The organism is Marinobacter segnicrescens, assembly GCF_900111555.1.
Taxonomy (GTDB): domain Bacteria; phylum Pseudomonadota; class Gammaproteobacteria; order Pseudomonadales; family Oleiphilaceae; genus Marinobacter; species Marinobacter segnicrescens.
The window spans coordinates 126,145-137,294 of record NZ_FOHZ01000006.1; the positions used below are offsets into that span (position 1 = coordinate 126,145).

At 58.7% G+C, this 11,150-nt stretch carries 14 protein-coding genes and 1 tRNA gene; 1 reads left to right on the forward strand and 14 read right to left on the reverse strand.

Annotated elements, in window-relative coordinates; genetic code table 11:
* Positions 1–4: 4 nt before the first annotated feature.
* The 10 genes from BM036_RS08360 to BM036_RS08405 form a co-directional block, all read right to left on the reverse strand.
* Positions 5–595, reverse strand: a complete 591-nt coding sequence (locus BM036_RS08360) for a TRAP transporter small permease (protein ID WP_091850416.1) — start codon at positions 593–595, stop codon at positions 5–7.
* Positions 596–668: 73 nt separating this feature from the next.
* A complete protein-coding gene (locus BM036_RS08365; RefSeq protein ID WP_091850418.1) occupies positions 669–1,700 on the reverse strand; it encodes a TRAP transporter substrate-binding protein in 1,032 nt (343 codons plus the stop codon).
* Between the two features lie 377 nt (positions 1,701–2,077).
* Positions 2,078–2,168, reverse strand: a tRNA-Ser gene (locus tag BM036_RS08370).
* 140 nt (positions 2,169–2,308) lie between these two features.
* Positions 2,309–3,280, reverse strand: coding sequence for a 5-oxoprolinase subunit C family protein (locus BM036_RS08375; protein ID WP_091850420.1), 972 nt, complete (start codon positions 3,278–3,280; stop codon positions 2,309–2,311).
* Positions 3,277–4,002, reverse strand: coding sequence for a 5-oxoprolinase subunit PxpB (gene pxpB, locus BM036_RS08380; protein ID WP_091850422.1), 726 nt, complete (start codon positions 4,000–4,002; stop codon positions 3,277–3,279). The genes BM036_RS08375 and pxpB overlap by 4 nt, the downstream gene beginning before the upstream one ends.
* Positions 4,003–4,004: 2 nt before the next feature.
* Positions 4,005–4,751, reverse strand: coding sequence for a 5-oxoprolinase subunit PxpA (locus BM036_RS08385; protein WP_091850424.1), 747 nt, complete (start codon positions 4,749–4,751; stop codon positions 4,005–4,007).
* A gap of 38 nt (positions 4,752–4,789) precedes the next feature.
* Positions 4,790–5,887 carry a ferrochelatase gene (hemH, locus tag BM036_RS08390; RefSeq protein ID WP_091850426.1) on the reverse strand — a complete coding sequence of 366 codons (1,098 nt, stop codon included), beginning with the start codon at positions 5,885–5,887 and terminating at the stop codon, positions 4,790–4,792.
* 77 nt (positions 5,888–5,964) lie between these two features.
* Entirely contained in the window at positions 5,965–6,399 is a 435-nt protein-coding gene (locus BM036_RS08395) for a protein tyrosine phosphatase family protein (RefSeq protein WP_091850428.1), read from the reverse strand.
* A 137-nt stretch (positions 6,400–6,536) separates the two neighbouring features.
* A complete protein-coding gene (locus BM036_RS08400) occupies positions 6,537–6,962 on the reverse strand; it encodes a YeeE/YedE family protein (RefSeq protein ID WP_091850430.1) in 426 nt (141 codons plus the stop codon).
* Between the two features lie 22 nt (positions 6,963–6,984).
* Positions 6,985–7,422 (reverse strand): YeeE/YedE family protein, encoded by a 438-nt coding sequence (locus BM036_RS08405; protein WP_091850432.1) that lies wholly within the window; start codon positions 7,420–7,422, stop codon positions 6,985–6,987.
* 422 nt (positions 7,423–7,844) lie between these two features.
* Here BM036_RS08405 and BM036_RS08410 point away from each other — a divergent pair, with 422 nt between their 5' ends.
* Positions 7,845–8,312 carry a phasin family protein gene (locus BM036_RS08410; protein ID WP_091850434.1) on the forward strand — a complete coding sequence of 156 codons (468 nt, stop codon included), beginning with the start codon at positions 7,845–7,847 and terminating at the stop codon, positions 8,310–8,312.
* Positions 8,313–8,316: 4 nt separating this feature from the next.
* Here BM036_RS08410 and BM036_RS08415 read toward each other — a convergent pair whose 3' ends face one another.
* From BM036_RS08415 to BM036_RS08430, 4 genes are all read right to left on the reverse strand, one after another.
* The gene (locus BM036_RS08415; RefSeq protein ID WP_091850436.1) at positions 8,317–8,952 is read right to left on the reverse strand and encodes a TetR/AcrR family transcriptional regulator; all 636 of its coding nucleotides are present in this window, start codon (positions 8,950–8,952) and stop codon (positions 8,317–8,319) included.
* Positions 8,953–8,977: 25 nt separating this feature from the next.
* Entirely contained in the window at positions 8,978–9,790 is an 813-nt protein-coding gene (xthA, locus tag BM036_RS08420; protein ID WP_091850584.1) for an exodeoxyribonuclease III, read from the reverse strand.
* A gap of 92 nt (positions 9,791–9,882) precedes the next feature.
* Complete coding sequence (locus tag BM036_RS08425; RefSeq protein ID WP_091850438.1) at positions 9,883–10,635, reverse strand: hypothetical protein; 753 nt, start codon at positions 10,633–10,635, stop codon at positions 9,883–9,885.
* Positions 10,632–11,147: a DUF2878 domain-containing protein gene (locus BM036_RS08430; protein WP_091850440.1), complete on the reverse strand. Its 516-nt coding sequence runs from the start codon at positions 11,145–11,147 to the stop codon at positions 10,632–10,634. Before BM036_RS08430 ends, BM036_RS08425 begins: the two co-directional genes overlap by 4 nt.
* Between the last annotated feature and the right edge of the window lie 3 nt (positions 11,148–11,150).

The following is an 11,150-nucleotide window of genomic DNA, read 5'->3' on the forward strand; positions in this document are numbered from 1 at the left end:
GGCGTCAGACTTCGGATTCGGTGTCGGCGTAGCCGTCCAGCACGGAAGTCGACAGATACACGTCCCTGGCCATGAGGTTCTTGATGGCGGTGAGAACGTACTGAATACCCGTGATGGCGAAGCCGATGGGTACCCAGAGGTAAATAATCCAGATCGGCAGGCCCAGGGCTGGCAATACCCGTCCACGGCTGTAGAGGTTCTGTATGTATTCCACCGAGTAGTAGCACAGGAAGAACATGACCGCTGCCGTAAACAGGGCAATCACCACCATCAGGACCTTGCGGGCCGTCGTTGGCAATGTGTCGTAGATGGCAGACATCCGGATGTGCCGCCCATGGCGTGCGGCGTAGCCGAGGCCTGCAAAGGTGATCAGGATAATCAGTATGCGGTTGATCTCGCCCGAGAAGAAAAGGCCCTCTCCGAACACAAAGCGGGCGATGACGTTAATGCAGGTGTTCAGGGCCATTAGCAACACACCGGCCGCAAGCATCACAGCTTCTATTTTTGCGATTGCCAGGTCGACAAAGCCCAGTGGGCCAGGTAGTCCCGATTTGTAGCCTTCGGCTTCATCCGGTTCGGTGGCTGAATTGGTCATGACGGGCGAACTCCGTTCTGAAACAGGTCTGTAAAGCAATCAGGCCCCGGGGTGATCCCCGGGGCCTGCCGGCTCAGTTGCTTTGTACTTCTTTGAGGTCTTCCTTGAACTGATTGAGCAGCTCCTCACCACGTTCGCCGGTCATTTCGATGAAACGCTCCTCAACCTGAGGGGCGCGCTCACGGAATGCCTGGATCTGCTCTTCATTGAGCTTGGTCACGGTAACCTCGTCAGACGCTTCCGTGATCTTCTCAAGGGACTCCTCGGCGAGACCGTCGATATGGCCGATGATCTTGTCAAAGGCGTAGTCTGCGGCTTCCTGCACCAGCTTCTGGTCTTCCTCGGACAGACCGTTATAGAAGTCCTGGTTCGCCATGATGGCGGTGGTGAACCAGCCGTGGCCGGTGAACAGCAGATTCGGTGACACCTCGTACAGACCCCCTGACTCGATCCAGAAGATCGGGTTTTCCTGGCCGTCGATCATATTGGTCTGCAGGGCACCATAGACCTCACCCCAGGGCAGTGGTGTTGGCGTGGCGCCGAAGGCCTCGTAGGTGGCAGACAACAGTGGGTTGGTCATGACCCGGATCTTCTTGTTCTGAAGGTCTTCCGGTGAGGAGGCCTTCTCATCGAGGGTGATGACCATTTCACCCTCGGGATACATTTTCAGGAGCTCCAGGCCTTTTTCTGCGTACAGCTCCGGGAACATCTCGTTGATGGCGTCACTTTCCCGGAAGAACTCCACTACCGTGTCCATGTCGGTGGGCATGAGGTAGGGGATGAAAAAGATCTGGGCTTCCGGGATAAGCGCGCCGGTAAAGCCGGGAGACTGGTTCACAAACTGCAGAATACCGTTCTGGGTCTGCTCCATGATGTCATCGGATTCGCCCAGCTGGCCGAACTCGAAGATCTGGATCTGGTGGTCAGAGTTCTCCTCAACGTATTCCTTGAAGAACTCGGCATAGACGTCCTGGACGTCGCCGTCATACTCCTCGTGGGCGTAGCGCCAGGTCGCAGCGTTGGCAACACTGGTCGCACCGATGGCCGCAGCCAGGGTGAGCGTGGTTGCACCGGTGATTTTCCGTAACATTGTGCTCTTGTTCATGCCTTTCTTCTCCATCGTCCTCAAGAGGCACGGCTGGGGTCTGACCGGCTTTATTATTCTGTAGGTAGGCCGAGGGATCGGGCGCGAGAAACCCGAACCCAGCCGTGGCATTTTTTGATTAACGCCTTTTTAGACTGGCAAAACATTGATAATAAGGCAAGAAAACCGTTGGCAAAGGTTTCCAACTGGCCCGGGTAATAATCTCGAAAACGCCCCGGAGTTCTGGTTTCTCAAAGGACTGTGAGGTGGTAGAGCCGCATAATGGGTCGCCAGGAAGGTTTTTCCCTGGGGGTGTTAACGCAACGCTGTATCGTCGCTCGGTCTGGGACGGCTTTCAGGGAAGATGTCGAGGGGGAGGGACTATAAAGCAAGGAAAATGGCGGTGGGCCAGGGATTCGAACCCCGGGACGGCTATTAACCGTCGGCGGTTTTCAAGACCGCTGCATTCAGCCACTCTGCCAGCCCACCGTTGATCCAAATTGTTGCTGCCATTGCGACAGCGACGTGCATGATACCGGAATGTTCTGGGCTGTCAACGCCTTCCCTGCGCTAAGCTGAACCCGGGCCTGGTGGCCAGGTCGGTTGCCTGCGTGATTGGACAGCGGCCATCAGCCCCTGCGCCGTACCAGACGGCCCTCTTGATCCCAGCTCATTGAGTTCATCTGTTCCTCGAACACCATGCGCTCAGCCTGGCATTCCGCGACATCCGCCCAGGTAAAACGTATGACGTCACCGGGGCGGCACTGGGCCAGCCGGCTGCAGTCCAGTCGTGGCACAGTACCCGGTACCGTGTAGCCGCCAATGGTCTGGCGATCGTTGAGCATAACCATCGGTTTGCCATCTCCGGGAATCTGCACGGTGCCGCAGTTGACCGCCCTGGAAGTCACGCCACCTGGAGAGCACAGTGCCGGTCCTTCAAGCCGGTAACCCATTCTGTCCGATAACCCGGACACCCGGTAGTCGCTCAGTACAAGGCGGGCCAGGTCGGTCGGTTTGAACTGTGACCGGTCCGGGCCGGGAATGAGCTTCAGGGGTTTGTCCGGTTGCGCTGGCTGTGACCGCCATTGTTCAGGTACCTGCCGGCGCCTGATGGTGTCGCTTGCTGCTTCATGGCGAATCGGCTGGGCAGGCAACAGGTCACCACAGCGCAGGGCACGAAGTTCCCGGAGCCCCTCCCGTGCGACCGTTGACCGGCTGCCGAGAAAGGAGCGGGTGCGCCAGCCGCCCGCGACCGCCAGGTAGGTCAGCAGCCCATGCCCTGGCGCTCCGAGCTGCAAACGGTCGCCTGGCAGCATGCTGAACACACCCCATTCGGGTACCGGCTTGCCATTGACATGGACGGCACCGCTTGCCCCGGTTACGGCGAGCAGAAGGTCACCCTCGGCCTCTGCCGCGAAGCCCCCGAGGGTAATTTCCACACAGGCCGCGTCCGGGGGATTGCCGAGCAGGTGGTTGGCCCATCGCCATGCACGAAGATCGGCCGCTCCCCCCGGGGAAAGGCCCTGATGCTGGAAACCGGTGCGACCGCCGTCCTGTACGGTGCTGCGGGGGCCGGGGTTTTCAATCCGAAGGCCGGTCACCGGGGGCTCTCCGTGTCTTCAAAGGGTGTTTCGTCACCTCCAAGCTCCACGAAACGATGCCTGTTAACGGCGATAAACCTCACCCGATCGCCGACGGTGAGTAAGGCAAGGTTGTCCTCGTCGAAGAGCGGCGTCGGGCATCGACCGATCAATTGCCAGCCACCAGGTGATAGCGAAGGGTAAACCGCGGTCTGGCGATTCGCGATGCCTACGCTGCCGGCTGGTACGAGGGTACGCGGCCGCTCAAGGCGCGGGGTTGCGACAGCAGGGTCTACCAGGCCCATAAAGCCGAAACCCGGGCTAAAACCCAGGGCGTAGACCTGGTATGTGGTTGCGCTATGGATGTCGGCGACCTGGTCGGGGCTAAGCCCACGGGCGTGGGCAAGGGACTCCAGGTCCGGCCCCACCGAGGGGTGATACCAGACGGGTAACTCAACCAGGCGCCCGGGGCGTTGAGCTGGTTGTCGGGAAAGCTTCTCAGGAATAGTCTTTAATAGACTGATAATTAGCCGGAAATCAGCTGAGGTCAGATCATAGTAAACGGTGATAGAACCGTAGGACGGCACCAAGTCTGTCAGTCGTTGGCCAAGCTGTTGGCGAATGGCTGCAGCCCAGGCTGAAATAACAGGTGCCAGTTGCGGATCGATCTGCTGGCTGAATTCAAGCAGCACGGCATCTTCAGCCACAGGAATGATGCGAGGAAGGGGGGCTGTCACCGTCATTATCAGGCGCTGGCCTGCTGTTCTCTGATGGCCTTACGGATCAGGCGGGTGGCTTCAAGGGCATGGGCGTTGTCGCCATGAACGCAGAGGGTGTCGGCAGCCAGGGACAGCCACTGTCCAGACCGGCTACACAGGCCCTGGCGGCTAACCAGCGAGAGCGCCTGCTGCACAATCACCTCGGGATCCTCATGCACAGCACCGGCCTCCCGCCTGGCTACCAGGTGGCCCTGGTCATCATAGGCCCGGTCAGCGAAGGCTTCGAAAATCAGGGGAAGGCCGATTTGCCCGGCCAGCTCCCGATGCTGGTCGGCCTGCAGGGTGACCGGAAGCATCAGCGGCAGTCCGTCACGGAAGCTGGCAACAGCCTCCATGACCGCCCTCAGGACGGTCCTGTCCTTCATCATGTCATTGTTGAGGGCGCCATGGGGTTTCACGTACGTCACACGGGTGCCGTGCGCCCGGCAGATGCCATCAAGGGCGCCCGCCTGGTACCAGATCAGCCCCCGTATTTCCTCCGGGGTGTGGGATATTGAGCGCCGTCCAAAGCCCACCAGGTCCTGGTAGGAGGGGTGCGCTCCGATCTCGACACGGTGTTGCAACGCCAGGGCTACCGTTGTCGCCATAATGGACGGATCGGAAGCATGAAAACCGCAAGCAACATTGGCCATGTCAATATAGGGCATGACCGCCTCATCCTGGCCCATGGTCCAGGCGCCGAAACTTTCCCCGAGATCGCAGTTGAGCTTCATGGCTGTTGACCCTCTGATCGAAAGACTACCGGGTCAGTTTACCACCCAAGCTGTTCTTTCACCGATTCTGCCCGCTGCTCGCGATTGCGTAACGTTTCCGGGTCATTGGATGGAGCGGCCCAGCCTTCAAGGTTTTGCTCGATCAGTGCAACCAACGCCTCGATGTGCTCCTCACTGGCGTTGAGCGCAGGAATGTAGGCAAAGCCCTTGCCGCCTGACTCAGTGAAATATTCCCGGTTTTCCTCGTTAATCTCCTCGATGGTCTCAAGGCAGTCGGATGAAAAGCCGGGACAGAACACGTCCACTGACTCAACGCCCTTGCCCGGGAGGGACTTCATGGTTTCGTCTGTGTAGGGCTGCAACCATTCCTCGCGGCCAAACCTGGACTGGAACGTGGTCATGAACTCGTCTGCGCTGAGCCCCAGACGCTCCGCCAGCAGCCTTGAGGTCTTGTGACATTCGCAGTGATAGGGGTCCCCTCTCAACAGGTACTTCTTCGGGACCCCGTGATAGGAAAGTACCAGCTTCTGGTTACGGCCATTGGCTGCCCAGTGGCGTTCAATCCGGGTGGCCATGGCTTCGATGTAGGGGGAGAAGTCATGGTAATGGCTGATAAACCGGAAGTCCGGCAGCCAGCGGCGACGAGTGAAGTCCTTCGCGATAGCATCGAAGGTGGACCCCGAGGTCGACGCGGAATACTGCGGGTACAGGGGAAGCACCAGAAGCTGGCGCACGCCCTGTTGCTGCATCTGGTCAAGCACACTGGCGATTGACGGGTTGCCGTAACGCATGGCAAACCCGACCACCAGGTTGTCGCCGTACTTCTTCTGCAACGCGGCGCGGATGCCCTCACACTGGTCGGCGGTATGAATCAGCAGGGGCGAACCTCCCGGTTGCCACACCGAGCGGTAAGCCTCGGCGGAGCGGGAAGGCCGAATCCGCAGGATAACGCCGTGCAGAATCAGCCACCACAGCGGGCGAGGTACCTCGACGACTCTTGGATCCCACAGGAATTCGGCGAGATACCTGCGCAACGCACTGGTGGTGGGGGCATCGGGGGTGCCCAGATTGGTAACCAGGATACCCAGGCGTGATGGCTGGCCGTGGCGAAAAGTTTCCTCACCCTTGTAGGTCATGGGGGCGGTGATCCTCAGAGTAGTTGGTTCGGAGCAATACAGCGAAGCCGGTCATACGAACCCGGCTTGTTCCGGGATCAGTCCTGGTGGCTGGATGCCTGCTGCTGAAGACGCGGTACCAGCCCACGGATATCGTAGCCGGCCTGTCCGGCGCGCTGGATGATGGGTTCCAGGGGCATGTGGCGGGCTGAGCTCAGGGCCCACAGCACAGTGCACCGGGTGCCAGAGCGACAAAATGCCAGCATGGGCTTTTCAGCCTCTTCGAACATGGGGGCAAAGGCATCTACGTCAGAATCCTGGATATTACCGGACTCCACGGGCAGGAAAACCCAATTCAGACCGTTCTCCTCGGCGGCACGCTGAATATCAGCCATGGCCGGTTGTCCGGGCTCTTCCCGATCGGGGCGATTGGCGACCAGGGTGCGGAACCCGAGGCGGGCAAGCTCCGCTACATCTTCCGGGGTTATCTGGGGGGCAACAGAAATGCTGTCGTCGATCTTGCGAATATCCATGTCTGGGATCTCTTTGATGGCATGGTCACCGGCCTGGCCTGCCTGTGGAGCGCTGGACAGGCCGGAAACGCGTCAGTAACAAACCTGAATGGATTCTACAGAAAAGCGCCCGCCAGGACAGCCTGGAACCAAGCCTGTCAGGCTGATTGACGGCGCCGTTCTATCAGCTGGAACAGGGCCATGCCTGCGACCATTGCTGCCACAAACGTTACCGCTTTTGGCTCGCCGGCACCCAGGGCTACCAGGCCCGGGCCAGGACAGAAGCCAGCCAGGCCCCAGCCTACACCGAACATGACACTGCCGATGACAAGCCGCCTGGATATCTGGTCACCGGAGGGCAGGCGCATGTCGAAGCCCAGAAAGGAAACATGCCGCTGCCTGGCAATGGCAAAGGCAATAACGCCAACTATGATAGCGCCCGCCATGACGAGGGCCAGGGACGGGTCCCAGTTGCCTGCCAGGTCAAGGAATCCGAGAACCTTTTCCGGATTGGCCATACCCGAGAGCAGGAGACCGAGGCCAAACACCAGGCCAGCCACAAAAGACGAAAGTGTGTACTTCATACTGGAATCTCCTGTGGAAATGTCAGGCGCCGAAGGCGTGGCGCACAAGGTAAACGGTGACAAAGCCGGTCAGCATAAAGCTCAAGGTGGCAACGAGGGATCTCAGGGAGAAGCGCGACAGTCCGCATACCCCGTGACCACTGGTGCAGCCAGAGCCATAGCTGGTACCGATACCAACCAGCAGGCCGGCCACGATAACCACCGGGTAGCTGGCTTCTACGCGGATATCGGGCAGGGCAGCCAGGGCCATCCAGCCCAGCGGCGCAAGGACCATTCCGGCCAGGAAGGCTACACGCCAGGCAATATGGCCTTTCTCAGGGGCAAGCAGGCCGCCAAGTATGCCGCTGATGCCTGCAATCCGGCCGTTAAGCAGAACGAACAGGGCGGCTGCGAGGCCGATAACCAGTCCGCCGGCAAGGGCGGACCAGGGGGTGAAACTCTCCCAGGCGATAGTGGGCATGGATACCTCCGGTTGAACGCTGGACCTCCGCCGTCAGGCGGAGTGGTGAACTGCCGATATAATAAATGAAACTAAGCTTATATCAAAATGAGGTTGTTCTCAGGAGATATACGGATCCGGCAAAAAAAGGCCCGGCACTGATGGCCGGGCAGAGGCGTGCGAGTAGTATCCATGAAAGACTTCCAGACAAACTGACATCAGCAAGGATGCCAGTCAGTTTCAGTATTGACCATATTTTGAACACTTCAAGGATACAATGTGTGATCTCTAAAACTGTTTTTGAATATGAATAGCACTCTTATAGTTAAACTGCATGGCTGTATGGTCAGGGACCATCATGAATTGTGCCGATTCTTGTAATAGACTAGGGACAGTAACCTTCGCTCATTGCTCTCCCGCAAGCTGGAAAAGAAGCCTTGTCTATGCCCAACAAAAAGCCTGACCGCAACGCTGATACACCGCCGTCCAAGTTGGAGGACGATCCCCAGCTTGCAGGGAAGATCCGCGATTCTGCCCGCCAGATCTGGTTGGCAGGTCTTGGTGCCTACACCAAGGCGGAAGAAGACGCCGGCCGGTTTTTCGAACGTCTGGTGCACGAAGGAGAAGAGCTTGAGGGCAAGACTCGGGGGCTGGTAGAGCGCCAGGTCAAGGCGGTTGAGCACCGGGTGGAAGATGTTCGTGACCGTGCCACTGGCACCTGGGATCGCCTTGAAACCCTGTTTGATGACCGCGTCGCTGGCGCCCTGCGGCGACTTGGCATTCCACGCCGCGAAGATCTCAGGCGGCTGGAGGATCGGGTAGAGGCATTGGAGCAGGAACTCGCCGAACTCCGTTCAGCCGGCACCAAGATGACTGGCACTCGTGTGCCCGGGTCTGACGAGGAAGAATAGGGAGTCAGTCGGGTTGGTAGTCCTGCGCCAGAAGATACAGCTCCCTTGAAGCAGATGCCCCAAGGTGGGGTATCAGCAAGTGGAAGACCTGGTAGACGCCCCGGCGAGGGTCAAGGTTGTTCCGATTTCCCGCATCTCTCAAAGAATCAAAACTCTCCCAGTAACATACAGTTAAAGTTAGTTGTTCGCATAGTGCTTTAATTATCGTTGGCTCAGTTGCCATCAGCCCCTGGTTTGCCAGGCTGTCGCACAGGATTTGAAACCCTTTCTGTTTGCTATCCAGAATGCGGCGAAACCCTGGCCGAAGTTCCTGGTAACGGGAGAGGATATTCACCAGGTCGTGGTAGAGAAACCGGTAACGCTCAATGGTTTCGAACAGCAGGTGCAGAAAGAACCCGAGCTGGTCGAGGCTCACTTCCACATCCTTCGGAATGGCCAGCAGGTCGTTGATCTCATGACTGTATTGACCGAACAGTTCACCGACGATGTCGGATTTGCTGCGAAAATGGTAATACAGGTTTCCAGGGCTGATATTCAGCTCGTCGGAGATAAGCAGTGTGGTGACGTTCGGTTCACCAAGCTCGTTGAACAGCGCCAGGCTGGTGGTGAGTATCCTGTCCCGGGTTTTTACCTTCGCCACCGCCGTCTCCCTGGCTGAGGTTTGCTCAGAGATCGAACTCAGCCCAGACCGGGCAGTGGTCCGATGGTTTTTCCATGGCTCGGATGTCATAACTGACACCGGCGGCCCTGGCTTTGGGCAGGAGGCTGTTGCTGGCCATAATCAGGTCAATGCGCAGGCCTCGCTTCGGATCCCGTTCGAATCCCCGGCTTCGGTAATCAAACCAGCTGAAGGTATCGGCTTCTTCCGGGTGGAGATGCCGGAACACGTCCGTCAGGCCACGACGCTCCACCTCGGCCAGCCAGCCCCGCTCCTCAGGCAGGAAACTGCATTTTCCGGTACGAAGCCAGCGCTTGGCGTTGTCCGCTCCGATACCGATATCCCGATCAGTGGGGGAGATGTTCATGTCACCCATCACCACCAGGTGACCACCTTCGGCCTGAAGGTCATCTATGAGGCGCATCAGATCCTGGTAAAACTTTTCCTTGGCGGGGAATTTTACCGGGTGGTCGCGACTCTCTCCCTGTGGGAAATAGCCGTTGATAACGGTCAGGGGAGTACCATTCACCTTAAAACGACCGCGGATAAGCCGCCTTTGCGCCTCTTCACCGTCCCAGGGAAAACCCCGGTAAACGTCCTCAGGTGCCTGCCGCGACAGCAGTGCTACGCCATAATGGGTCTTCTGTCCGTGGAAGTGAACGTGGTAACCCATGGCTTCCACTTCGGCAACCGGGAACTGGTCGTCATTCACCTTGGTTTCCTGCAGGCCGATAATGTCCGGGTTCAGCTGGTCCACCACGGCCTGCAACTGGTGAAGTCTGGTTCGTATGCTGTTGACGTTAAAGGAAACAAGTTTCATCAGGTCTGGCCCGCCGTTCACTATGAATGCCCCGGCAAGTCTATCACAGCCCCCGGCAGGGCCAAGTCACCGGCGTCTGCGGGGAAAGAACGTCAACGGGACTGGCTGGAGGGCAGCAATGAGCAGCCGGGCGCCTCGATCACCTGGTAGCGAATAGAGACGACATGGTTCTCGTCCTGGTTACGGCGGATATTGCCCAGCCCGGCATAGTGGGTGAGAAAGCCATCGTCTCGATAACCAAGCCGGATGGGGTCCACCAGGACTCGTAAGAACATGCCTGCCGGCCGGATACGAAAGCTGTGGTCGGCGCCTGCAAGTTTGTCTGGTGCCGGTTCAGCGACAAAGTCGTAGCTCTCGCCACGTGTCGGTGCCAGTACGGAAAAGTCCACCGCATTGCCGTCAGTCAGGGCTTGCCAGTTCGCACGGACAAAATGATCGAACCCCGCGTCAACCACCAATTGGTCTTCAAATGGGACACGCCAGCGTTTCGAAGGTTGATCAGACATTGTCCATTCTACTTTGAGCGTTTCATCCCCATCATGGCGAACCAGCAGGTGCTCGCTGAAGTCTGGTTGCTTGAAGTCGACCTCCGGCCGTAACGGGGAGTCCTTATAGGTAAGTGCCTTGGCAGCAAACGGACTAGGACTGTCCTGGCGAAGGTAATCGACGTTCTGTTGTTCGGGACGCCAATGGCCCTCCACACAGGAACCGGTGACCCTGTGCTCCTCCTGATAGAGTTGGACACCGTCGGTATTGGATGCGATTCCGCTGAAAACGAAGGTTTCCGAGGCAGCTGCGGACAGGGCAAGCAATGGGTAACCGAACAGTGCCAGCCAGGATTTCATGCCAGTGTCTCCGAAAAGTAACGCCGTTGAATGCGCATTAACGCCGGGAACATCACCAGCCACCCGGCGGAAAGGGCCGCAAGCGAAACCAGGGCGTAGGGCAGGGTAATGGCGCCCAGTGCCGCTGCGGAGAAGTAGGCAAAAGGCCCCGCCAGTGGGGCAAACACGAACGGGTACCAGCGTCGGCTGTGCATCCAGGCGAGGGAGTGGGACAATGTGGTGAGGAACAGGGCCCATATTATGACCAACCAGGGCGGCGTCCAGCCGCTCATGGAAGCATCCTGAAGGACGCCGGTGCGGAACCACAGCCCATCGAGCAGGCTGCCCAGCACCACACCGACCAGGATGAACCGAGCTTCCGCCAGGGGGCGGTCACTCAGGGCCAGCAGGTGGATGGCCACCAGGACCAGGCCGATAGCGACTGCCGTCCAGTTCCCCATCAGTACACAAATTAGCCAGCCCGCCTGGAACAGGATGAAGTTGGCGGCCTTGCGCAGGGTGTCGCGATTCATGGG